The organism is Enterocloster lavalensis (genome assembly GCF_046603895.1).
Taxonomy (GTDB): domain Bacteria; phylum Bacillota; class Clostridia; order Lachnospirales; family Lachnospiraceae; genus Enterocloster; species Enterocloster lavalensis.
Genome location: NZ_CP176637.1, coordinates 859320 through 882058, shown reverse-complemented (window position 1 = coordinate 882058; position 22739 = coordinate 859320). Strand labels below are relative to the sequence as shown.

Sequence of the window (22739 nt, the reverse complement as noted above, 5' to 3'; positions counted from 1 at the left end):
TCAGTTAATTAGAATCCTTCCTGTCAATTCCGTCAATTAAATTGCAAGGGACAAGGCCAGATATTCAGGGCCTTGTCCCTTCACTTTTCGACGCATGCTCCCGGTGTTTCCTCGCCCACAGCTTCTTGCTCTGGCGCTTGCGTTTCTCCGCACAGCCTGGACAGTATAGGCAGTTGGGTCATGTTTACGAACACCGATTGTATCGGAACTTGTAAATTGTACCATATAAAAGGTTATAATCTTAAAATAAGTTGCTTTAAAATCACTTCCAGGTTTGAAATATCTTGGAGACCTTCCGCATACACATAGTCCTTCCACTTGTATCCGTTCCCAGAAACTTATATGATATTCCGGATACCTTCACATATCCGCCTTGCAACCAGAGGATTGTTCATCGTATATAAATGAATCCCTTCAACATCGCTGACCAGCAGATCAATGATCTGACTTAATGCATAGGACATTCCCGCATCAAAAAGCGCCTCCTTATTTGATTCATATGCCTGAATGATTTTTTGAAATCGTACCGGAAAGGTTGCACCACACATGGTAATCATTCGCTTTATTTGCGCGGCATTAATCACGGGCATGATGCCTGGAATTACCGGAGCCTGAATGTCGGCAATCCTGCAAGCCTCCTGAAAGCGAAAGAACGCATGATTGTCAAAACATAATTGTGACAGCAGCACCTCCGCGCCTGCGTTTACTTTTGCTTTTAAGTGCTTGATCTCACAGACCTTATCCTCCGATTCAGGATGACACTCCGGGTAACAAGCTCCTAAAAAACAAAAATCCCACTTGTCTTTCATGTACGCAATCAAATCCGATGCATGGAGAAACGATTCTTTTTCCCTCATATTCGGGTTTTTATCCCCACGAAGCGCAAGGACGTTTTGCAGACCGGCGTTGGTAAGAACTCTGGCAAACTCATCGATTTCTGCTTTATCATAGTGCAGACAGGTTAAGTGAACCACCGGCTCCACATGATATTCCTGCTTGATCCGTTTTGCAAGTTCTATGGTGCGGTTGCGGTTGGCACCGCCTCCCGCACCAAATGTTACGCTGATATAATCGGGATTCAATTCGCATAACACAGACAGTGTTTTGTCAATGTTCTTCAATTCACTGTCCTTTTTTGGGGGGAATATTTCAAAGGACAAGGTCTTTTTAGAAGGGGTTTCCTGATTCTGTTTTGTTTGATATAGTTCTGAAATCTTCATCTCGTTATGCGTCTTTCCGGATGACTTTTGCAGCCTCTACCATATGTGTAAGACTTTCCTCTGTTTCCGGTATCCCCCTTGTCTTTAATCCGCAGTCAGGATTGACCCATAGCTTGGTTCGGTCGATTTTGGTGAGCATGGTATGAAGGGCCGCAACAATTTCCTCCACCGAGGGAACCCTTGGGGAATGTATATCATACACTCCTGGCCCCACTTCTGTTTCAAAGTTGTGTTCCTGCAACGAAGTCAGTATTTGTAAATCCGAACGGGATGCTTCAAATGTAATCACATCGGCGTCCATATCGTCAATCGCTGGAATAATGTCTGTGAACTCACTGTAACACATATGTGTATGGATTTGTGTTTCCGGGCGGACACCGCTGTGTGTCAGGCGGAACGCAGGAATGGCAAAATCCAAATATTCCTTTTTCCAGTCTGATTTCCGAAGTGGCAGCTTTTCCCGAAGGGCCGCCTCGTCAATCTGTATGATTTTAATTCCGTTCTTCTCCAAATCCAATACCTCATCCCGGATGGATAGGGCAATTTGGGAAATGGATTCCTTGATAGAAATATCCTCTCGTGGAAATGACCAGTTGAGGATGGTTACCGGGCCGGTGAGCATTCCCTTTATGGCTTTGTTCGTCAAGGACTGCGCATAGACAGACCACTCAATCGTAATGGGTTTTTCACGATAGACATCGCCCCATATAATAGGAGGCTTGACGCATCTCGTACCATAAGACTGTACCCATGCTTTTTCTGTAAATAGAAAGCCGCCTAATGCTTCGCCAAAATACTCTACCATATCGTTTCGTTCATATTCTCCATGAACCAGCACGTCCAGTCCGATTCCTTCCTGCCATCTGACGCACTCCGCAATTTTCTTTTTGGTAAACTCCTTGTATTCTGTTTCCGATACTTCGCCTTTGCGGTAAGAGGATCGCTTTGCTTTTACATCGTTTGTCTGGGGGAAAGAGCCAATGGTTGTAGTTGGAAATTCCGGCAGGGCAAGTTTCTGTTTTTGCAATACCTGCCGCTTGCTGCGACTGGGTTTTCTGATATAATCATCTTCGGTTATCCGGGAAAGCCTTTTATGCACCGCTTCATTCACGCAATCTCTTGCTTGCTCAAACAGCCTTTTGTTTTCCTGATAAGATGACGCTGCATGATAGTCCTCACATTGGGCAAGTTCTTTCAGCTGCGCAAGTTCGTCCAGTTTTTCTTCTGCAAATGCGAAATACGATGTATAGTGTTTGGATAACCTATGTTCATGCTTTAATGTGTAGGGAACATGCAGGAGTGAACAGGAGGTTGATAATACGCATTGGATGTTTTTGGCTTGCAATGTCTTTACCATCCGCAAGGTTGGCTCATAATGGTTCTTCCAAATATTTTTTCCGTTAATTACCCCGGCAAATAACCGCTTATCCTGCGGAAAACCATATTCCTCAATCAAGGAAACGTTCTTTTTTCCCTCAATCAAATCCAAGCCAATCCCGTCAAAGGGCATGGCAAGCAGCTCCTGATAAAAATCCCTGACATCTCCGAAATACGTTTGCAACAGAACATGGCACTTTCTTTTTTCGGAAAGAATCGCATCATACAGTTGCCGGAATAGGGCAATATCTTCCTGAGCCATATCCTGCACAAGAGCCGGTTCGTCAAACTGAATCCATGGGATTCCAATTTCTTCACACGAGCGAAGAAAGGCCTGATAGGCTTTCGCAACGGAATCTGCAATATCCTGCAAGCTTTTTTTGCCTGTATATCGGCATAATTTAAGTAAGGTATAGGCACCGATTATAACAGGTTTTGTTTCAATTCCCAGAGCTTTTGCTTCTTTGTATTCTTCAAACGGCTTGTTCCCGGCAAGCGTGATTTTCATATCATCCTCGATTTCAGGAACAATGTAATGGTAATTGGTATTAAACCATTTTTTCATCGCAAGAGCCTTGACATCTCCATAAGTTCCCTGGTATCCTCGTGCCATTGCAAAATAGGTATCCAAATCCGACAGGTTCAATTCCTTGTAGCGTTTGGGAATGAGGTTGAATAAAACCGCTGTGTCCAGCACCATATCATAATATGAAAAGTCATTACAGGAGATATAGTCAATGCCAGCCTGTCTCTGTGTATTCCAGTGTTTGGCCCGTAGCTCTTTTCCTGTCTGGAGCAATTCCTCTTCGGAAATTTCCTTTTTGAAATATTTCTCAGAAGCGAACTTTAATTCCCGTAATGTTCCGATTCTGGGAAATCCGATTACTGATGTCTGCATCATTTCCTCCTTTGTCCTATCCCTTATCTCGTAGTAGAATCTTCCAACTCAAACGAGAATGGGGAACCTGTGAAATCAAACCGGCTATACGCCAGATATGATCGTTGTTATCAGTATAAATCACAGGACTGGATTTGTATAATAGATATAAACATCGGCTATCCATAGTTTTAAACTATGGATAGCCGATGATCAATCCATGAGGAGGGAAGAATTAGACGCTTTCACGATAATTTGACTTGCGGACTGCCCTGTGTTCGGCATCTACATAGTGTTTCAATGCCTCCAAGTAGGTCGTTCCCAACCTACTGATGCTACCTTTTTGGTGAGTAATATAACCAATGCGCATGTGGCTTTCTTCTGCGAGAGGAACCGCGATAATATCCTTGCCATTCAACTGTTCATCAATCACACCGCTGCATACCGTATATCCGTTTAACCCAATTAAAAGATTAAATAACGTTGCCCTGTCCCGTACCCGGATCTGTTTTTTTCGTTCTGAAACCGAGAAAATTTCTTCGGAAAAATAGAAGGAATTATGCTCCCCCTGCTCGAAGGATAGATAGGGATATGGGGCAAGCTGCTCGTTGGTTAGGATGGAACGGTCGGCAAACGGATGGTTTTGGCTGATAAACACATGCGGGGTTGCCACAAACAAAAGATGGAATTTCAAATCGTGGGATTTCAAAATCTTACTGAGCACTGCTTCGTTAAAATCATTCAGAAACAGGATACCGATTTCACTCTTCATGTGGGCCACATCCTCAATAATCTCATAGGTCTGTGTTTCCCGAAGAGAAAAATCATATTCATCCTGCCCGTATTCCTTAATTAGATCCACAAAGGCATTCACCGCAAAGGAGTAGTGCTGTGTGGAAACGCAAAACTGCTTTTTCCCACCATCGCGTCCTTTATACTTATCTTCCAGAATCGCCGCCTGTTCCAATACCTGCCGGGCATAACCTAAGAAATCTTCTCCTTCTTTGGAAAGGCGGATTCCTTTCTTTGTTCTGTGGAAAATTAGAATCTTCATCTCTTTTTCCAACTCACGGATGGCATTGGTAAGGCTTGGTTGTGAAATAAAGAGCTTGTCCGCTGCTTCTGTAATCGTTCCGGTTTCTGCCACTGCTACTATATACCGTAACTGTTGTAAGGTCATTGTGTTCACCCGCTTTCTAAGAAAACCAAGGCATCGTATCTTGCCAATATATGATTACCGCACCCAATATTGCATGAATTAGTATAACATGAATTTTTCTTGTTTCATAGGTTAGTCGTAGGATTAGCCACTTAAAATAAAAAGTAAATATCGTTTGAAGAAGTAGACGTATTAACACTGGATCACCTATCCAATCAAAGGAAAGTACCTCGATATTCCATTCGCATCGTGGTAAATGTATTATGTGTGATAGGCGTTGTAGGTCTGCTCTTTTTTCTTGCATTGGGTCTTTTCGCTAATTAAATGACATAAAATCGGAACATATTATCAAGTGAAAAGGACAAGGCCCGATGTTCAGGGCCTTGTCCCTTCGCTTTTCTATGCATGTTCCCTGTGTTTTCTCGCCCACCGTTTTTTGCTCTGGCGCTTGCGTTTCTCGGCACAGTCTGGACAGTATAGACAGTTGGGCCGTCTGGGAGAAAACAGCGTCCCGCATTCCCGGCAACGCAACGCCCGGCTCCGCTCCATCAGCTCGGCATAAAGTGCCGCGTCCAACGGGAGGACGGCTGCCTGAAACCATCGGCACAGCACGGAATAGGAAATGCTCTGCACACAGACACATTCCTCGCCATCGTCCAGCAGGAGGCAGTTTCCGTCACAGTAATTACAACACTCATGCGTGAGCCGCCGGGCCTTGCGGTACTGGCGGTAATTCATTCTCGGTATGTTCATATCTCCTGTATCCGCTCCTTTCCCGGCGTCACCCGCAAAATACTATCCACATTCTGCTTGATAATGCCGTATTCTTTCAGCTCTTTCTTTACCTCGTTATACTGTTCTGACAGCCGTTCCCGTTCTCCGTCCAGCTTTTTATACTCGGCTTTGAGCGCATACAGATTGTGGAACTTCTTCACCCCTGCCTCTTTGAGCGCCTTTGCCGCCGCCTCATACAAGATCAGTTGGCTTTCATGCTGCCGCCGGAATGCGGCCTTGTCTTTGGCATTTCGCAGTTCCAGCGCCACAGGCCGGAGCTGCTTGTAGGCGGAGAGGTTTTTTATCAGCAGCGCCATTTCTCCAAGGCGGCGCTCCACAGCTTTCAGGGCAGCGGCGGCTTCGTCATTGGCTGTGCTGATCTCGTCCAGCCTGCTTTCCAAGCTCTCGTAGCTTTCAATCTGGTGTTCCGTCAGGAAGTTTAAGGCTTTGGCGGCCTGCTTCAAGTTGTAGAGCTTCGCCCACCGCGCATAGCCCGCCGATTGCTGGGCCTTGATATTGTTTTCAATCTCAATCCGCAAGGAAATTCTCTGTTCCGCTTTCCGCTTCTGCCCTCTGTCTACAGCCAGCCCCTTGATACGCCGGGTAATGGCTTCTTCCGTGTAGTCCTCACCCAGCGTCTTGCAGCGGGTGAAGCGGTCTTGACCGGGAGCGCGGAAAGAAACGAATTTGCCCGGTTTGATTTCATAGCCCTGCGTCTGCATGAACCGCAGGAAGTCGTCAAAGTCTTTGGCCTGCGGGATAGCGGCGTCGATGGCAATTTTCAGTTTGGCTTTCCAGCTCTTTCCCTTGCGCTGTGCGTCCCATTCGGCGTAGGACTTGCCCTTGTCCTTGCCCGGCTTCACCACGGACAGACCGTGTTCCCTGCACAGCCGGTCACTGGTTCGCCGGATATAGGCATAGCTGCGGCGATTGGAAATGTACTTGCGCTGGTTCACCATATCCACGGCGCAAAAAATGATGTGATTATGCAGATGCCCCTTATCTATGTGGGTGGTGATTACATAGGGATATTTCCCGCCCAGCACTTCATCGGCAAGCTGCCGCCCGATCTCATGGGCCTGCTCCGGCGTGTTTTCGCCCGGCTCAAAGGCTTGTATCAGGTGGTGAGCCAGATTGTTGCCTTTCTTGAACGCCTGATCTAACAGCATTTGAAATTCAATGTCCGCCGTTTCGTAGGAACAGCCAAAGGACGATACCAGCATTTTATCGTCCGTCTTGTCCGGGTTTTCGATGTAGTCAAGGGCTGCTTTCAGATTTACCTTGATAGGATGGATCTTTGTAACTGCCATATCTGTGCCAGCGCCCCCTTGATGTCCTCCACGTCCTGCGCGTACACAGCCCCGGTACTGTTGATACGCCTTGCAATCTGGTTGACGTTGACGCCGATCTTTTGAAGCTCCGCAGTCTGCGCCCGGATGTCGCTGGTGTCCACATGGACAATATAGCCGTCAATCAGCATTTTCCGGGCGTAGGCAGAAAAATTCATTGTGCCGAGCTGGGCCATCTTCTCTTGAATGAGCGCCCTTTCCTCCGGCGTCACGGGGACGCGCAGCACAAACTTCCGTGTTCGGTTTGCCATTTTCTCACCTTCTTTCATTCAGGGGTTTGGGGACTTCCCCAAGGTACAAACGGGAAGCCGTTTGCCGGGAGTGTGGCTACACTCCCTATGCTTGCTGCTGTTTTTCTTTTCCTCCACTCCTAATACTCCGAAAAGCCCTCAAACTACCCGCAAACTATCAACTTTGTTGCAAAAAACGCAAAAAAATAAGAGGCCCTTGGCCTCCATACAACAAATGACAAACGAATGCCGAATACGTTTGATGCAGTCGCTTGACAGTCCCGCGTCCACGGCACATCGTTAAACATACTCGTTCTTTTGTTTTGCCTTTACAGGGAATACGGTATAAAAGATTCTGTCATACTACTTTTATATCATCAAATAAGCAGAGGTGAAACGAAATGGAACACAATTACAATGAAATCCTGCGGGACTACCGCACCTATTTGGCCGAACATGAAAAATCTCACGCAACCATACAAAAGTATGTCCGTGAGCTGCTTTGGTTCCTTTCATTTTTACAGGGAGAAGAACTAACAAAAGCAAAGGTTCTGGAATACCGGGAACAACTGCAACAGAAACACCATGCCCGCACTGTAAACGCCAAGCTGTCCGCCATTCATTCCTATCTGGACTACCTGGGACTGGCGGCCTGCAAGGTGCGGTTTTTAAAAATCCAGCACACGGTATTTGTGGACGACAGCCGGGATTTGACCGAAGCGGAATACCACCGCCTGTTAGACGCTGCCAAACGGAAAAAGGACAGCCGCCTGTATCATGTGATGCTTGCTATCTGCGCCACCGGAATCCGGGTCAGTGAGCTTTCGTTCCTGACCGTTGAGGCGTTGCAAAAAGGGAAAGCGGAAATCCGCATGAAAGGCAAAACCAGAACCATTCTCTTGACAAAGGAACTGTGCCGGAAATTAAATGCCTATGCCAAAGAAAAAGGCATCCGAACGGGGTATCTGTTCTGTACCCACACCGGAAAGCCCTTAGACCGAAGCAATATCTGTCATGATATGAAAAAGCTGTGCCGGGCGGCAAGGGTAAATCCCCAAAAGGTCTTTCCCCACAATCTGCGCCACCTGTTTGCAAAATGCTACTATGCCATCAAAAAGAATCTGGCGTATCTGGCGGATATTTTAGGGCACGCCTCCGTGGACACTACGCGGATTTATGTCGCGATGGGCACACGGGAACATGAGCGAACCTTACAGCGGATGCGCCTGATCTCATAGCACCATGGAATAATGATTCTGTGGTTCCATGGCCTCCTTGCTCAGTTACAAGTAGAACTGATTAGCTTCTATTATAGATAGTTTAGCCTTGATTTTCAAGCACTTGTTACATATCAAATGTAAAAATAAATACGAAAAATAGACCTGCACCCGGATAAATGTGCGCAGGTCTGGTTTTCATGCCTATCAGAACTTCCTTTTCCAGTGCCGAGATGCTATTCAGCCGTTGGAAACAGAGAGAAATACCACAGAATCATTATTCTGAGGTAGAGGTTCAGATTCCCGTTGAAATGGCAGGAGGTGAAATGAGTGGAAGAAAGATGGCCGGTAGAATTGTTGGAGTGCTTGGCCCAAAAAGCCGGATGTCGGTATCTTTCCGATTTGCGGTATCTCAGCCCATGGGAGCAATTCCATCTGACGATGGAACTGGTGCAGATTCCTGCGGAAGCATTTTCGCTGAAATCCTGGAATGACGCCTTGGCTTATCTGGCTGGTCTTGCCCCGGAAGCGACTGCATTCGATGCAAAAGAAAGATTGATTTGGCAGCTATCAGAACATTCCAGCATTTTGCACCGTCATCCGAGCCAGGAATGAAACGGAGCGGAATGGGTAGTCTATTCATCCATGGTGATCCAATCATAAAGGAAAGAGAGGAAAAGGTCATGAAAAAGAGAGCAATATCGTTTGTTCTGTGCCTGATGATGGTCGTGACGCTGCTTGGCAATGGAATCCCCGTCTATGCAGCAAACGAGTTAGAGCCACCCATCATCTCCACAGAAGAAACGAGCCAGGAGACCCCGGAGGAATCCGAGGCAGAGGGGAGTCCAGCCGTGGAAGCCTCTGAGGCCGCACATGGGGAAGATACAAACGCGGCAGGCGAGACAAGCTCAGAGGTCGCGGGAACATCTGAGACGGACGAAACGACGGAAGCCACGGACGCAGAGGAAACGGCTTGGGCAGAAGAAGAAACCGAGGCCAAAACGTCCGAAGCCACAGATACGGAAGAAAGTGCAACAGTAAATTCACCGGAGACGACGGAAGAAGCTGTTGCAGAAGAAAAGCCGGACGTTGCTACCCCTGCTGAGGTAGATAATGGCCTAGTCACAGTACCCAATGAAGATGGATTGACTTTGCAGGAGATTATTAATGCGGCAGAGGACAATACACTCACAACTATTGAGATTACAGAGGATATCGAACTAGAGAGCTGCTTATTAATCCCTGCCAATAAAGATATAAAGATTCAATCATCGGATGAAGAACAATACACGATTGAAGCCCCTGGCGGACTGATTGCGCTTTTCCAAAACCTGATTTCGGTTGAAGAAGGAGCCCACCTCACCTTTGAAAATGTAAGGATTTTATCTTCGCGCCAGGGCACGAGGGGACCGGTTCTTTTAGTGAATGGTGAGGTTACCCTTGGCGAGGATGCAATCATTACAACAAATAGTAATGAAAAGCAGTTTGCCAGTGCTGTGAAAGTAGATGGTGAAGATGCAATACTAACCATTGCCGGAGGAACCATTTCTGATTTTTCGTTTACAGGTAGTGGTGGAGCAGTTTTTGTGGAAAATGGGACGCTCAACATAACCAGTGGGACGATTGAGAATTGCAGTGCTCACTTAGGTGGCGCCGTTGCTGTTGAAAAGCAAGGAACCGTTATCATGAGCGGTGGTCAGATCAAGGAATGTAAAGCAGATGAATCTGGCGGCGGTATTTATCTTGCGCCAACAGGCAGTACATTTGACATGTCCGGCGGAGAAATTACCTCCTGTGATGCCTGGTGGGCTGGTGGGGCTATAGCTGATGATGGAGGTAATAGTGTTAGCATAAGCGGTGGGCATATTTCTAAAAATAATTCCATAAATGGTGCCGGTGTATACGTCGGCAATCTCAGCACTTTCCATATGTCCGATGGAGCCATTGTATCCAACCACTCGAACGCATCCGGTGGGGGGCTGCATCTAATGGGTGCTACGGGCGAAATGACTGGAGGAACAATTTCGTACAATACGGCAGATTCTCAAGGAGGAGGCATTGTCTTATTTCAGGATAAAGCTGATGGTAACCTGACGATTACGGCCGGTACAATTAGTCATAACACTGCAAATGGTATAGATTTAGGCGGTGTAATGCATTATGCGGGCGGTGGAATCTATGTTGATGAGGGGTGTGCCCTTCATCTATATAATGTTGCCATTGCCAATAATGAGGCAGTTAATAACCCCACCCGGCAGGGCCGGGGCGGCGGCTTTGCGGCATGCCCGACAGCAAAGGTAGAAATTCATTTGAATCAGGGAGCGATTATTTACCAGAACAGGGATCAGTCTGGTTTTGCAGATGAAGTCTACGTACAGGAGCGGGGAGCAAATCAGAATATACCTTTCATTTCTCAATATTACTTAGGAGGCGGAAAGTACGATTGGACAGATGCAAAGGGTAACACGATAGACGTTTATCAATCGGTGCAAACCTATCGAGACGATCCAAACCAAAATATCACTTTGTTTAACGACCTGACTGACAAAGATCCTGGAGTGAAGGACGCTCTAGAGGAAGTAAAGGTACATATCGCCGAAAATAAAGGATTGTACGGAGGGGGTATTGCAACAAACGGTACGGTAATTATCGGTACAGAAACAGAAGAACCAGCAACAGGCGACTTGACCGTTTCAAAGGCTGTATCCGGTGATGGAGCAGATTCCAATAAGCCGTTTTCCTTTACTATTTCTGCAACTTATAAACCGTTCAAAGCAATCAACGGAACCTATGGAGATATGAAATTTATTGACGGGGTTGCTAATTTTACTCTGAAAGACAAGGAAAGTAAAACTGCTTCTGGGCTTCCCGCTGGAACGGTATACACCGTAACAGAAAATGACAACGACGATTATACTGTAACTAAGGCAAATTCTGAGGGCACGATTCAGCAAGATACAACTGTGACGGCCTCGTTTGAAAATCGGAAGGAAATGCCTCCCTGTCCCTGTGGAGAGGGGGAGTTAACAGTGGCAAAAACAGTGACTGGCTCTGGCGGTGACCTTAATAAGGAGTTCACTTTTACTGTGACGCTGGATAAAAAGAACCTTAGTGGCCAGTATGGAGATATGACATTCGCTAATGGAGTTGCCACCTTTACTTTGAAGCACGGGCAGAGCAAGACAGCCAAAAGGCTTCCCGCAGGCGCGTCCTATACGGTCGAGGAAACCGGCAGTGATGGCTATATTGTGAGCAAGACCAATGCAGCAGGCACCATCCAGACGGGCAGCACTGCCACAGTAGCCTTTGAAAACTACAAGGAAAGACCTGGAAACGGCACGGATGCCCCCCCAATCCTCCTGTAGACCCGCCTACGGAAAAGACCGGGAATTTAGCAGTAACAAAGACGGTAAGCGGCTCTCGCGGAGACCAGAACAAAGAGTTCACCTTTACGGTTACGCTGGATAAAAAAGACCTGAACGGCAAGTATGGGGATATGAACTTTACGGATGGGGTTGCCACCTTTACCTTGAAGCATGGGCAGAGCAAGACTGCCAATGGACTTCCGGCAGGCGTGTCCTATACGGTAGAGGAAAGCGACAACAGCGGCTATACCGTTACCAAGACCAACGCAACAGGCACTGTCCAGACGGGCAGTACCGCCACAGCAGCCTTTGAAAACTATAAGGGCAGCTCCGGCGGCTCCGGTGGTTCTGGCGGCGGTGGCGGCGGAAGCAGCAGCCATACCCCGCAGGCCGCCCGCGTGACCCTGACGGCCACAAAGACTATGGATGGCTTGATTCCTACGGGCAGCGGCTTTACCTTCTTCCTGGATGATGCCAACGGCCAGCGGTTGCAGGTGAAGAACAACCAGGGTGGAAATATTACCTTTGATACCCTGACCTTTGATAAGACCGGCACCTATGTCTATTATCTCACGGAACAGACAGGCAATGACAAGAACGTGAACTATGATACGTCCTCCTATAAGGTGACGGTCACTGTGACCTGCCCTTATGACTATGCGGCCAGCGTGTCCTATGAGAAGAACGGACAGGCATACAACAGCGTACCGGCTTTTGCCAATACCACAAAGCCGTCCGCGTCTGCACCAACGCCTACGCAGACACCGCCTGTTGTTGCACCGGCTCGTCCTCTGGACAATGTTCCAAAGACCGAGGACAGCAGCAATCTAGCCCTCTGGGGTATTCTGGCGGCAGCCTCCCTCCTGAGCCTGACTGTGCTTCTTGCAGGGACTAAGACGCGCAAAGTCAGATCCCAAAGCAAAGAGCATCAAAGCTGACGCAGGGAACAAAACCAATTTGTTTGTGGATGGGGTTCATGCTTCGGCATGAGCCCCATTCTTTTTACTTTATAGGAAACTTCTCAAATCAGCGAAGATGGTGTATAATAGATTGGAAATAAAAAAGGCATAGCAAAAGAGCGAAGGTGTGACTTCGCCATGACGTTGTCTATGTATTTTTTGTTTTTGGTTTAGGCTGCACTATCTGACGGTAGAGAAAGAATAGGGCATATGGAACTATCCATATCCCATAACCTTTCGATAGCGTTCAAATAGTGCAGTTTTTTTGTGGTAAACTTCTAAAACCAACATAGAAGTGCCACACTCCGGGCATCTGAGCGGATCATAGCCAAAGGTCAGAAGAATCAAATTCCGCCAATCTAGGAGCTTAGAAAGATAATGCTGCTTCTGCTTGGATAAACATTTCCGGAGATTTTTTTCCTGTTTGTGGTGCTTTGCATAAATGCCGTAGTAGCGGACCATTTTAAAATGCTTGTCAGGGATATGCAGGATCAGGCGTTTGATAAAGTCAATGGCGGGGATGCATTCTGTGATCGTTTTATGGTCCTCATGTCGCTGATAATGGAACGTCACAGAATCCCCGTCATAGGCATCCATCCTGGAAGTGGCAATGACAGGCCGTCCAAGGTATCTGCTGATGTATTTAATGGTGATATCAGGAGAACACAAATTAGGTTTGGCTCTCACATAAAAGCCTTCGGGATGGTCTTTGTAGATTTGATTTTTAAGCTTCTTAAAAGGCGGTCCCAGTTTAAGAGAGAGCTGATCCAAAAGGACTTTCCGAAAAGCCAGGCGCAGGAAATCATAATCAAAATGGGGATTGGGTCGCCAGGGAGTAATGTTGCCAGCACCGCCTTCCGAAATCAGGGCATGGATGTGAGGATTCCACTTTAAATCTCTACCGAAGGTATGAAGGACGCAGATAAAACCAGGAGTAAAGAGTTCGGACTTATTCATCTTGAAGAACATGCGTAGGACGACATCCCTGACAGAATGGAACAGGCAGTTAAGGAGTGAGTGGTCCTTAAGAAAGAAGATGCGCAGTTCCTCAGGAATGGTAAAGACACAGTGTCTGTGGATACAGGAAACGAGTTTACAAGACATACGAAAAGCACGTTTCTGGTTATAGACGTTGCCGCATGAGGGACAGAACCGGCTTTTACAGGAAAAGGGAACAAATTTAAGGTTACCACAATGAGGACAGCCAAAGAAAGCTCCGCCATAAGAAGGATCATGGCAGAGGATCATCCGGTTGATGTTATCCAAAACATTTTTATCAGGTCGAATAACATATTGGATATATTCAAAGTGGTCAGAAAAAATAGTTTGGAGGATGTTCTTATGCATAAGAACATTTTACAATAAAGCAGCAAAAAAGGAAATCCCCTAAAACCCCTCATGAGTGAGGGGCAGGGGAGTTGAGAGTGCCGAAGGCACTTTGTTCTCATTTTAAACTACGCAAAGGAGAACGAAAGCTATGTTGAACAAAAACGAATTTGCCGTACTGATCGCACAGAGAACCGGAAGCAGCCACAAGGAAGCCAAAGCATTTCTGGATGCCTTTTGCGCGGAACTGGGAGACGCCCTGGCGGCTGGGGAAACCGTACAGCTTACCGGCACCGGAACCTTTACTGTGCGGGAAACTCCTGCCCATACCGGGTTTAATCCTATGACAAAGCAGCCGATTGCGGTAGCGGCCAAAAAATCTCCTGTGTTTAAGGCTGGAAAACATTTAAAAGAGAAAGTCAATGGAACGAAAGACTAAGCCCAGAAAACGGCGGTGGTATGTGATGCTTGGAATACTTTCCAGCAGTGTGCTTCTGTTTGTGTCCCTGTTCATGCTGGGTTCGTCTCTGCTCAATCTGACGAAATCCCAGGCGGCCTTTGAAACGCTGGCCGACCGTGTGGCGGAGGGACCCAAAAACTACAAACCGCCCACTGTCCAAGCCGCCCCAACGCCTGATGAAACCACTGCTTCTCTCTCCCCCTATGGGGTGCTGAAAGAGGAAAACAGCGACTTCTTTGGCTGGGTAAAGATTGAGGGAACAAAAGTGGATTATCCGGTGATGTATACGCCCCAGGAGCCGGAATACTATCTGCGCCGGGCCTTTGATAAGAGCGATTCCATCAGCGGCGTTCCGTTTCTGGACGGAAGCTACATTGAGAGCGGGAACCACTACCTTGTCTACGGCCACAACATGAAAAACGGCACCATGTTCCATGCCCTGCTGGACTATGCAAAGCCGGAGTTTTGGAAGGAGCATCCCACCATTGCCTTTGACACCTTGCAAGAGGACGGCTCCTATACGGTGATCGGGGTGTTTTATTCCAGAGTGTACTACCAGGACGAAACGGGCGTATTCCGTTTCTATTCCTACCCGGATCTGAGCGACCCGGAGCTGTTTCAGGAATACGTGGACAATGTGGAAGCAGCTTCAATTTATGACACAGGAGAAACCGCAGCATACGGGGACACGCTGCTGACCCTGGTAACGTGCAGCTATCACACCAAAAACGGACGGTTTGTCGTGGTGGCGCGGAAAAGCTAGGAAAATCAACAAAATCAGTCCTATTTTTTGAGTTTGGTGTCTTGGTGCCTTATACTGGAAGAAGGAGAAATAAGAGGATGAAGAACAAGAGCAAGGAATTGTTTGTAGCTCTGGCTATGGAGACAGGGCTGCGATTCAGTGAGGAAAACGGGGCTTTGTGGGGAGAACTGCAAGGCTATCCGGTTGTAATCTATCTTCCCAATGGAAACTATCCCAACATATTTCAGGCTGTGTTTGGGGGAACCCTGCATGGCGGAACGATGGATAAGCAGGATACAAAAGAGCTGCGCAAGTCTGTGAAAGGAATTACCCGTGTGGAGGCGACCGCCACAAGCATTTCAATTGTGTTCCGAGCGTCCAATGCCGGGGCTGCTGCATCGATTTTAAACACAATGGCAAACGGCTTGCGGCAAAAAGGCTTTACACGGGGCTGTCAGCATTGTGGGAAGGATGTTCCCACCGTGGGCGCGAATGTGGCGGGTGCCTATCTGTCCCTGTGTGACGAATGCTTTGGTACGCTGCGGGGGCAAATGGAGGTTTCCCACGGCCAGTATCAGGCCCGAAAAGAAAGTGTTGTGGCCGGAATCGTAGGCGCATTGTTGGGATCGCTTGTGGGGGCGGCTGCTATCGTCCTTGTCAGCCGTCTTGGATATGTTGCTTCTGTAACGGGGCTGGTCATGGCGGTATGTACCCTGCTGGGCTATGAGAAATTGGGCGGGAAATTAACCAAAAAAGGCGTCGTGATCTGTTCTGTGATTATGCTGGCAATGACGTATGTTGCGAACCAAACGGATTGGGCCATTCTCATTATGCAGGAGTTCGATGTCCCCTTTTTCGAGGCGTACCAGTCCGTATCGCTCCTGCTGGACTATGAAGCCATCGAAGCAAGTGTTTATTGGGGCAATCTGGCCTTGGTTTATGTGTTCCTGCTGTTTGGGGCCGTACCCATGATCATCAGTAAGCTGCGCAATCAAGCCGTCAAGGACACAATCAGCCGAATGGATCAAACAAACCACACGGCTATTTAACCAAGTGGATGCTGGCAGCCTCTTTCACGCTGATCCCGTTGGCGGCTTTAGGAGGGAGCTGTCATGTGTAAAAAGGGAGATCGACCACCGGAAACGGGAGCAGTGCCGTTAAAAAAAGTCATCCCCCGGCCAGTGGAAAATATGGCCGGAACCATGCGTTATCCCATGCAATAAAACACCATATTGTTGTTATGTTCGCCCGGAGGGTTTATGCCTTTCCGGGCGAATTTTGTTATTTCCTGCGTCCCGTACCACCGGCCACACATTTTTTCAAAAAATGTTTCAAAAAGTGGTGTTTAGCGGGTAGCTGGCAGCCTTTCAAAAGTAACTTTGGCGGAAAGGGAGAGAACCACCGAAATCACCCACAGAAAGGGGGTGAGAAGATGGATACGATCCCCCGCAATGACTTTATCCTGCGGCACCGCTATGACGCATTTTGCAAGGCGGTACTCCGCAATGAGGCCAAAGATTATCTGCGCGAGATGGGACAGCAGCGCGACCGTGAAAAGTCGCTGGACGCCCTGACACAGCAGGAATTGGACAAGCTCTCCACGGTAGATTATTACCCCAGCGACAGCTACGTTTTTTCGTCGCATGGATATGATTTGCCCATTGACAACGAGCTTGTAGCCGAGGCATTCGCCAGCCTGCCACAACAGGAACAAAGCATTTTGATTTTGCACTGTGTTTTGGATTTGGCAGACGGAGAAATTGGCAGCCTCATGGGAATGTCCCGCAGCGCCGTACAGCGTCACAGGACAAGCACCCTGAAACAGTTGCGTTTGAAATTGATGGCGCTCATGCCAGAGGGAGGGAAACGCGGATGAAGGAACCCACATTCAACGGCAGAAAACTTCTGCCCCTTTCGGTGATGGAAGCTGCCCACGCTGGGGATGCAATAGCTATGGAACATGTGCTGCGCTACTATGCGGGCTACATAAACAAGCTCTGCACCCGCACCTTGTACGACAGCAACGGCATCCCTTATGTGTGCGTGGACGAGTATATGAAGCACCGTTTGGAACTCAAGCTCATCCATTCCATCATCGTTGCTTTGAAGTAACGGCCCGGCCACGGTAACGGAAATGTTTTCTAACTCCCTTTCCGCATTTCCGCCGACCTGGTGGCTGATGGATGCACCTTGACAAATACGCCCGCAGGACAATGGCGGTGCGTCATAGGGCATACGGACACATTCTGTCTGTACCGAGCCGGACGGCGGGTGCGCCATGATGCTGGTTTCTACGAAAACAGCGGAGCGACCACCACCCAGCCGCCACATAGGCGTGGCTGCTTATGGGCGACGACGTGCAGGCAGGACAATGATACTCCCTTACAGCCATAGTCCGAGCGTTAAAAGCGTCGCAGGCAATGGGTCGGGCCGTGTGAGAACCACGCGGGGGTGAAAGTCCCGTGGAGCTGGGCCGCCAGCCGTCCGTGTTTTGCCCATAGTTACAAGAATCCTTTTTTTGAACATAAGGAGGCAAGATTATGAGTAATAACGATGTGCCTATTTGGGAAAAATATACGCTTACCATTGAGGAAGCGTCGAAATATTTTCGCATTGGAGAAAACAAACTGCGGCGGCTGGCCGAGGAAAACCCATCCGCTGGCTGGGTGATTTTGAACGGCAACCGCATCCAGATCAAACGACAAAAGTTTGAAAAAATCATTGATTCTCTGGACACAATCTAGTGAAAAAGAGCCTTGACTATGCTATAATACCTTTAGAGTGTGTCAAGGCTCTTTCCGTCATGGAAAGGAGCATGACGAAATGTCAAAAAAAGAACGAGATGAAAAAAGACGGGACAGCAAAGGCCGCCTTTTGAAATCTGGAGAGAGCCAGCGAACAGACGGAAGATACACCTACAAATATACGGATGCCTTTGGAGAACCGAAGTTTGTGTACTCATGGAAGTTAGTCCCCACGGACAAAATCCCTGCTGGGAAACGCCCGGATATTTCCCTGCGTGAGAAAATCAAGCAGATACAAAAAGACCTTGACGATGGGATTGACACCATCGGCAAGAAAATGACCGTGTGCCAGCTCTATGAAAAGTACATCCGGCAGAGGGGCAATGTGAAGCGGGGAACCCATAAGAGCCGCCAGCAGTTAATGAAACTTCTGTCCGAGGATAAAATCGGAGGGACCAGCATCGACAGCGTAAAGCTGTCTGACGCCAAAGAATGGGCTTTACGTATGCAGGAAAAGGGTGTGGCCTATCACACCATCTGCAACGGCAAGCGTTCCCTGAAAGCCATTTTTTACATGGCCGTACAGGACGATTGCCTCCGCAAGAACCCCTTTGACTTCCAGATCAATGAGGTTATCAACGACGATACCGTACCAAAGGTGCCGCTTACCCCTGCACAGGAAAAGGAGCTTTTGGACTTCATGCAGAGTGACCCCGTTTATGCCAAGTATTATGACGAGGTATTGATTCTGCTGGAAACCGGGCTTCGTGTTTCCGAACTCTGCGGCCTGACACCTGCCGACCTGAATTTTGAAAAGCGCTTTGTGAATGTAGACCACCAGCTTTTGAGAAGCACCGAGGACGGCTACTACATCGAAGCGCCAAAGACCGACAGCGGTTATCGCCAGGTGCCTATGAGCGCAGCAGCCTACAAAGCATTTCAGCGCGTGCTGCACAGGCGAAAGGATGGCAAAGGCGTTGTGGTGGACGGATATAAGGGCTTCCTGTTCTTAAACCGGGATGGACTGCCGAAAGTGGCTGTCCACTATGATGCCATGTTTCAGTGCCTTGCTAAGAAGTTCAACAAGTTCCATAAGGAACCGCTGCCGGAGGTCATGACGCCGCACACCATGCGGCATACATTCTGTACCAGAATGGCAAACGCAGGCATGAACCCAAAGGCATTACAGTACATCATGGGGCATGCCAATATCGTTATGACGTTGAACTATTACGCTCACGCCACGTTCCATTCCGCACAGGAGGAAATGGAACGGCTGCAAGCTCAGGCACAGACCAGCGCAACCGTCAACACGCAGCCAGCGTCAGAGAGCGCTCAGGAAGCCCAAGCCGCATAGAATGCGCAGAATGTACTACTGTTTGTACTACGTTTGAGAGCGAAAACATGAAGGGTAATAAGAACGTTTGTGAGGTTCTTCCGATAGGAAAAGTGCCGGAAAAGCCCGAAGTTACGGGCTATACCGGCATATAAGAAAACCTAAAGAGATAATTGGAAATCTATTAAATGATTTCTCTAAAAGTGCAAAGGAAATTTTTATAATTGCCAACCGCTTGCTTCCACACGAAATTTAAGGAAATTCTTGTAAATACCATCCTCTTGTCTAAGCCGTTTGTGAGTGCCCTTTTGTCTGACTTGCCCATTATAAATTACAATGATTTGATCAAGTCAACACTGGAAGTATCTTCATCAAAAATGACGATGGGTTCATTTTTTTAAATTGCCTGGGCAATAGAAAGTCTCTATTTTTACCGCAAGATAATGTAGCTTCACTTTCTCCAATCACGGTCTGATATTCATCAGGCAAAGACATAATGAAATCATAGCAGCAAGCTTTTTTGCTGCTTCCATTACTTCATCAAGTGTTGCTTTGGGCATATCGAATTTAATATTATTTTTGATTGTGTCATTGAAAAGATAAATCTTATGAAAGACCATATTAATACAGTCAAGCACACTGTCAGCAGTATAATTTTTCACACTTTGTCTACCAATGCAAATAGAATCTTCTTGAACATCTCAGAAACGTGCGAATAGATTGCATAGTGTTGTTTTCCGACTCCTGACGGGGCTACAATTGCACATGTAGTATGCTTTGGTATGTTTAAATAAATGTTTTCAATAATTTTGCGGAAACCATAGCCAAATGATACCTCATAATTGGCAGGATTCAATTTATCTGCAACGGCTCCATTTTGGAGATATTTGTAACGCCTTCCAAACGACCTAATTCAGTAATGATTTTTAATTTATTAATTTTATAGTTTTCAATTCAAAACAAAAAGGTTGCAACTTTTTAAATATATATTTCGTCTAATAGTATGAAACTCAAAAGGGAGGTCGTAGACTATGAAAAAAAGAAATGTATTTTTCACAATTTGTGCAACCTTAATGCTAGCTACAGGGTGTTCAGGGCAGGGAAGTGTAACTCCTTCTATCGAACCATCACAGATGATTAATTCTCAGAGCCCGGAAGATACATCCGCTGTTCAACCATCTGGTAGTGATGCCATGACAGAGGAAGAGTCTGTAATAACAGGAGAAATTAGCGATATTAAGGATTTTATGTTTGTTATTACTGATAAGGATGGAGTAGAATATGCACTTACTTTTGAAAGTAAAAAACCAGAGGGACTGTCTGCGGTTAAGGACGGAGACATGGTTTCGGTAGTTTATACAGGAAATCTGGAACAAGTAGAAGCATTTACAGGAACTATAGTTTCTGTTACAAAGGAGTAATGGATGCTAACTCTGAATGATCGCTTGTAGCCTGTCTTACATCATAAATGTGATGAAAATGTGGAAGGTGTATTCGGTGTCTACAATCGGTTGTTTTTGGAGGGGGATGATTTTCAAATACACTCTAGGATGGGAATACAAGGAAGTCAATCAAACATGAGAGGGTTGACTTCCTTAAAGGTTATGCTCGTTTCCCCTAGTGTCCAATCATTCCATTTAATAAAAGGACTCACCTTACTTCTCTTAACCGTAAAAATGTTTCATATAAATCCAGAGCCCCATATCCCCATTCCCTGTTGGGATATGATAGGGCTGGATTTCGTTTTGCTCCTCGTATTAAAAAAGCTTTAACAGATGCTTCGCTCATTGTTGTGTTATGTCTTTCTACAATACCCCAGCTTAAAAGATTAGCGACTGCCCCAGCAACATGGGCAGCAGCGACCGAGGTTCCTGTTCTGGTAGTCATGGGGATAGAGGTTCCGTTTCTATATCCAATATCTGGTCCGTTCACATTAACTCCGGGAGCCGCTAAATCTGGTTTAATTAATCCACCTATTGTGTACCCACGGCTGGAATGAATGTAGATGCTGTTATTAGAATGATTGTAGGCGCCTACTGTGATTGGAGAGGGAGAATCTCCTGGTAGAGTTAAGGTAGTATAAGGGTTGGGGGACAGAAACGTGGTTTCGTCAGAAATTAGGTTATGGGCTGGAAGCCACATATTAAATTGTCCTGTTAGAGACTGGGTACTATATACGCGTATTTTCCAAATTCCCTTCGTAGGGGCTTCAAAACGCATAAAAACAAGCTGTTTACCGGCCCCCGTCTCAATTAATTGATAATTAACCGTAATGACCGTAGGTTCTAAAAGGAAATGGATAGAAGTTTCGTTTCTGCCTATAATAGGAATACGGATTATGGATTCACCACTGGGTGAGATAAATCCTACGGAATATGTATCAGCGGTACCAGCCCAGAGTTCAGCTACAAATCCTCGCTGAGATTCCAGATTTCCAACTCGGATTTCCACGTCAATGGACGATTCACTCGTAGGTATAGAGCCCATGTAGTGATGACCTCGGCCAGTTTCATTGCCTGCTGCCATTACTGTGGACATTCCCAGATTTCTGCTAATATCCTGAATCATCATGTTAAGCGGAGATGTTCCCTCATGACTACCCAGGTTAGACCCGATTCCCAATAGAATGACCAGAGGTTTTCTATGTCTAATTGCCTCCACACGCAGGTACTTAATGCCCATCATAATATCATTTTCTTGATAAGCATCAGCGTCACTACTGATAAGGTAAAAATCACGCAAATATTGCTTGGCTGGTTTTAATTTGACGATTATTAGTTCGCATTCTGGGGCAGCTCCAGTAAAAACCTGCTGGGGCAGGGTTCCTCCGGCGGCAATACCTGCCAAAAAAGTTCCGTGTCCGTTGGTATCAGTAGAAGGCACCACGGTAAGAGGAAAATCAGATTCCAATGCCTCGTTAATTTGTTTCTGAATATATTCCGTGCCGTAGATTGCCCCGCTGGTATGATAGCGATTAGGTACGCCGGCAGGAAGAGTGCTTTTATTATTTGGAAGACTCTGATCCCAAATACTGATAATTCTAGTGGTACCATCTGAATTGCGAAAAAGGGGATTGGTATAGTCAATTCCCGTATCTATGATGCCGATTATAACGCCTCGTCCTCGATTGCTCAGGGCAGGCAATGCGTGGGTTGCCATAATACCGGAAGCATCTATGCTGGTACTGTCTAAAAGTGTGTACAGACCAGGGATACTGTAATAGGTAAACTTGCTCAGTGAGAGGGGCTTTACAGTATCTAGCGGAGTGTATATAATACTAAAATCAGTACTTACAAAATCCATGCAGAAATTATTTTCAGAATCGACAGGAAATTGCTGCTGACTCCCGTGACGGTAAATAAAGTCAGCGATGGTCTCTGAAGCCGAGTTAAAAGGACAACTTGCCATGATGTACCTCATTCAGGTATTTGATAATAGTATATGCTGAATTTAAAAAACCTTTCATAAGTTAACAATATGAGCGAACAAGTAATAGAGTTTACCTGCAAACTGTCATCTGGCATTACTGCCCAATGGCCTCCAGTGTTTCTTTTGCCGCAGAGATCCATCTAATAGCCAATATTTCTACTGCTAATTAAAGACT

At 46.8% G+C, this 22739-nt stretch carries 20 protein-coding genes and 2 pseudogenes; 13 read left to right on the top strand and 9 right to left on the bottom strand.

What is annotated here, in order from left to right:
- Positions 1 to 338 precede the first annotated feature (338 nt).
- The 6 genes from metF to ACK2JC_RS03840 form a co-directional block, all read right to left on the bottom strand.
- The gene (gene metF / locus ACK2JC_RS03865; protein ID WP_006771518.1) at positions 339 to 1220 is read right to left on the bottom strand and encodes a methylenetetrahydrofolate reductase [NAD(P)H]; all 882 of its coding nucleotides are present in this window, start codon (positions 1218 to 1220) and stop codon (positions 339 to 341) included.
- A 4-nt stretch (positions 1221 to 1224) separates the two neighbouring features.
- Positions 1225 to 3495, bottom strand: coding sequence for a 5-methyltetrahydropteroyltriglutamate--homocysteine S-methyltransferase (metE, locus tag ACK2JC_RS03860; protein WP_411338510.1), 2271 nt, complete (start codon positions 3493 to 3495; stop codon positions 1225 to 1227).
- A gap of 214 nt (positions 3496 to 3709) precedes the next feature.
- Positions 3710 to 4654: a LysR family transcriptional regulator gene (locus ACK2JC_RS03855; RefSeq protein WP_148510212.1), complete on the bottom strand. Its 945-nt coding sequence runs from the start codon at positions 4652 to 4654 to the stop codon at positions 3710 to 3712.
- A 378-nt stretch (positions 4655 to 5032) separates the two neighbouring features.
- Positions 5033 to 5386, bottom strand: coding sequence for a cysteine-rich VLP domain-containing protein (locus tag ACK2JC_RS03850; RefSeq protein ID WP_006771515.1), 354 nt, complete (start codon positions 5384 to 5386; stop codon positions 5033 to 5035).
- Entirely contained in the window at positions 5383 to 6717 is a 1335-nt protein-coding gene (locus ACK2JC_RS03845; protein ID WP_006771514.1) for a relaxase/mobilization nuclease domain-containing protein, read from the bottom strand. Before ACK2JC_RS03845 ends, ACK2JC_RS03850 begins: the two co-directional genes overlap by 4 nt.
- Complete coding sequence (locus ACK2JC_RS03840; RefSeq protein ID WP_039890696.1) at positions 6684 to 7007, bottom strand: plasmid mobilization protein; 324 nt, start codon at positions 7005 to 7007, stop codon at positions 6684 to 6686. The genes ACK2JC_RS03845 and ACK2JC_RS03840 overlap by 34 nt, the downstream gene beginning before the upstream one ends.
- A gap of 380 nt (positions 7008 to 7387) precedes the next feature.
- Here ACK2JC_RS03840 and ACK2JC_RS03835 point away from each other — a divergent pair, with 380 nt between their 5' ends.
- The 5 genes and pseudogenes from ACK2JC_RS03835 to ACK2JC_RS03815 all read left to right on the top strand — a co-directional run bounded on the left by ACK2JC_RS03835 (position 7388) and on the right by ACK2JC_RS03815 (position 12506).
- Complete coding sequence (locus ACK2JC_RS03835) at positions 7388 to 8224, top strand: tyrosine-type recombinase/integrase (RefSeq protein ID WP_112482518.1); 837 nt, start codon at positions 7388 to 7390, stop codon at positions 8222 to 8224.
- A gap of 309 nt (positions 8225 to 8533) precedes the next feature.
- Entirely contained in the window at positions 8534 to 8818 is a 285-nt protein-coding gene (locus ACK2JC_RS03830) for a hypothetical protein (protein ID WP_148510211.1), read from the top strand.
- 68 nt (positions 8819 to 8886) lie between these two features.
- Positions 8887 to 11568: a DUF5979 domain-containing protein gene (locus ACK2JC_RS03825; RefSeq protein WP_368274785.1), complete on the top strand. Its 2682-nt coding sequence runs from the start codon at positions 8887 to 8889 to the stop codon at positions 11566 to 11568.
- Positions 11569 to 11606: 38 nt separating this feature from the next.
- Positions 11607 to 11873 (top strand): annotated as a pseudogene (locus ACK2JC_RS03820) (DUF5979 domain-containing protein); the annotation flags it as partial.
- Positions 11874 to 11966: 93 nt separating this feature from the next.
- Entirely contained in the window at positions 11967 to 12506 is a 540-nt protein-coding gene (locus ACK2JC_RS03815) for a Spy0128 family protein (protein ID WP_302819054.1), read from the top strand.
- A 237-nt stretch (positions 12507 to 12743) separates the two neighbouring features.
- Here ACK2JC_RS03815 and ACK2JC_RS03810 read toward each other — a convergent pair whose 3' ends face one another.
- Both ACK2JC_RS03810 and ACK2JC_RS03805 read right to left on the bottom strand, forming a co-directional pair.
- Positions 12744 to 13496, bottom strand: a complete 753-nt coding sequence (locus ACK2JC_RS03810) for a transposase (RefSeq protein ID WP_368275016.1) — start codon at positions 13494 to 13496, stop codon at positions 12744 to 12746.
- Between the two features lie 144 nt (positions 13497 to 13640).
- Positions 13641 to 13874, bottom strand: a pseudogene (locus tag ACK2JC_RS03805) (transposase zinc-binding domain-containing protein); the annotation flags it as partial.
- A 130-nt stretch (positions 13875 to 14004) separates the two neighbouring features.
- On the opposite strand from ACK2JC_RS03805, the gene ACK2JC_RS03800 reads away from it, so the two are divergent.
- From ACK2JC_RS03800 to ACK2JC_RS03765, 8 genes are all read left to right on the top strand, one after another.
- Positions 14005 to 14292: an HU family DNA-binding protein gene (locus tag ACK2JC_RS03800; protein ID WP_368271259.1), complete on the top strand. Its 288-nt coding sequence runs from the start codon at positions 14005 to 14007 to the stop codon at positions 14290 to 14292.
- Complete coding sequence (locus ACK2JC_RS03795) at positions 14276 to 15076, top strand: class B sortase (RefSeq protein ID WP_368271260.1); 801 nt, start codon at positions 14276 to 14278, stop codon at positions 15074 to 15076. Before ACK2JC_RS03800 ends, ACK2JC_RS03795 begins: the two co-directional genes overlap by 17 nt.
- Before the next feature lie 77 nt (positions 15077 to 15153).
- Positions 15154 to 16104: a hypothetical protein gene (locus ACK2JC_RS03790; protein WP_243138758.1), complete on the top strand. Its 951-nt coding sequence runs from the start codon at positions 15154 to 15156 to the stop codon at positions 16102 to 16104.
- Positions 16105 to 16487: 383 nt separating this feature from the next.
- Complete coding sequence (locus ACK2JC_RS03785; protein WP_092369040.1) at positions 16488 to 16931, top strand: RNA polymerase sigma factor; 444 nt, start codon at positions 16488 to 16490, stop codon at positions 16929 to 16931.
- Positions 16928 to 17167: a helix-turn-helix domain-containing protein gene (locus ACK2JC_RS03780; protein ID WP_073383229.1), complete on the top strand. Its 240-nt coding sequence runs from the start codon at positions 16928 to 16930 to the stop codon at positions 17165 to 17167. The genes ACK2JC_RS03785 and ACK2JC_RS03780 overlap by 4 nt, the downstream gene beginning before the upstream one ends.
- A gap of 428 nt (positions 17168 to 17595) precedes the next feature.
- Positions 17596 to 17799: an excisionase gene (locus ACK2JC_RS03775; protein WP_002566648.1), complete on the top strand. Its 204-nt coding sequence runs from the start codon at positions 17596 to 17598 to the stop codon at positions 17797 to 17799.
- Between the two features lie 79 nt (positions 17800 to 17878).
- A complete protein-coding gene (locus ACK2JC_RS03770; protein ID WP_302819048.1) occupies positions 17879 to 19156 on the top strand; it encodes a site-specific integrase in 1278 nt (425 codons plus the stop codon).
- Between the two features lie 1010 nt (positions 19157 to 20166).
- Complete coding sequence (locus ACK2JC_RS03765) at positions 20167 to 20556, top strand: hypothetical protein (protein WP_092364881.1); 390 nt, start codon at positions 20167 to 20169, stop codon at positions 20554 to 20556.
- A 229-nt stretch (positions 20557 to 20785) separates the two neighbouring features.
- Here the strand turns inward: ACK2JC_RS03765 and ACK2JC_RS03760 are convergent, their stop codons facing one another.
- Complete coding sequence (locus ACK2JC_RS03760) at positions 20786 to 22543, bottom strand: S8 family peptidase (RefSeq protein ID WP_411338454.1); 1758 nt, start codon at positions 22541 to 22543, stop codon at positions 20786 to 20788.
- Positions 22544 to 22739 lie beyond the last annotated feature (196 nt).

What these genes read in the sequence shown, in the direction of transcription:
- ACK2JC_RS03810 (WP_368275016.1), bottom strand. Translation starts at nt 13,496, where the DNA reads ATGTTCTTCAAGATGAATAAGTCCGAACTCTTTACTCCTGGTTTTATC.
- ACK2JC_RS03780 (WP_073383229.1), top strand. Translation starts at nt 16,928, where the DNA reads ATGAAGGAACCCACATTCAACGGCAGAAAACTTCTGCCCCTTTCGGTG.
- ACK2JC_RS03760 (WP_411338454.1), bottom strand. Translation starts at nt 22,543, where the DNA reads ATGGCAAGTTGTCCTTTTAACTCGGCTTCAGAGACCATCGCTGACTTT.
- ACK2JC_RS03825 (WP_368274785.1), top strand. Translation starts at nt 8,887, where the DNA reads ATGAAAAAGAGAGCAATATCGTTTGTTCTGTGCCTGATGATGGTCGTG.
- ACK2JC_RS03845 (WP_006771514.1), bottom strand. Translation starts at nt 6,717, where the DNA reads ATGGCAGTTACAAAGATCCATCCTATCAAGGTAAATCTGAAAGCAGCC.
- ACK2JC_RS03785 (WP_092369040.1), top strand. Translation starts at nt 16,488, where the DNA reads ATGGATACGATCCCCCGCAATGACTTTATCCTGCGGCACCGCTATGAC.
- ACK2JC_RS03855 (WP_148510212.1), bottom strand. Translation starts at nt 4,654, where the DNA reads ATGACCTTACAACAGTTACGGTATATAGTAGCAGTGGCAGAAACCGGA.
- ACK2JC_RS03800 (WP_368271259.1), top strand. Translation starts at nt 14,005, where the DNA reads ATGTTGAACAAAAACGAATTTGCCGTACTGATCGCACAGAGAACCGGA.
- metF (WP_006771518.1), bottom strand. Translation starts at nt 1,220, where the DNA reads ATGAAGATTTCAGAACTATATCAAACAAAACAGAATCAGGAAACCCCT.
- ACK2JC_RS03840 (WP_039890696.1), bottom strand. Translation starts at nt 7,007, where the DNA reads ATGGCAAACCGAACACGGAAGTTTGTGCTGCGCGTCCCCGTGACGCCG.
- ACK2JC_RS03850 (WP_006771515.1), bottom strand. Translation starts at nt 5,386, where the DNA reads ATGAACATACCGAGAATGAATTACCGCCAGTACCGCAAGGCCCGGCGG.
- ACK2JC_RS03775 (WP_002566648.1), top strand. Translation starts at nt 17,596, where the DNA reads ATGAGTAATAACGATGTGCCTATTTGGGAAAAATATACGCTTACCATT.
- ACK2JC_RS03790 (WP_243138758.1), top strand. Translation starts at nt 15,154, where the DNA reads ATGAAGAACAAGAGCAAGGAATTGTTTGTAGCTCTGGCTATGGAGACA.
- metE (WP_411338510.1), bottom strand. Translation starts at nt 3,495, where the DNA reads ATGCAGACATCAGTAATCGGATTTCCCAGAATCGGAACATTACGGGAA.
- ACK2JC_RS03795 (WP_368271260.1), top strand. Translation starts at nt 14,276, where the DNA reads ATGGAACGAAAGACTAAGCCCAGAAAACGGCGGTGGTATGTGATGCTT.
- ACK2JC_RS03765 (WP_092364881.1), top strand. Translation starts at nt 20,167, where the DNA reads ATGAAAAAAAGAAATGTATTTTTCACAATTTGTGCAACCTTAATGCTA.
- ACK2JC_RS03770 (WP_302819048.1), top strand. Translation starts at nt 17,879, where the DNA reads ATGTCAAAAAAAGAACGAGATGAAAAAAGACGGGACAGCAAAGGCCGC.
- ACK2JC_RS03835 (WP_112482518.1), top strand. Translation starts at nt 7,388, where the DNA reads ATGGAACACAATTACAATGAAATCCTGCGGGACTACCGCACCTATTTG.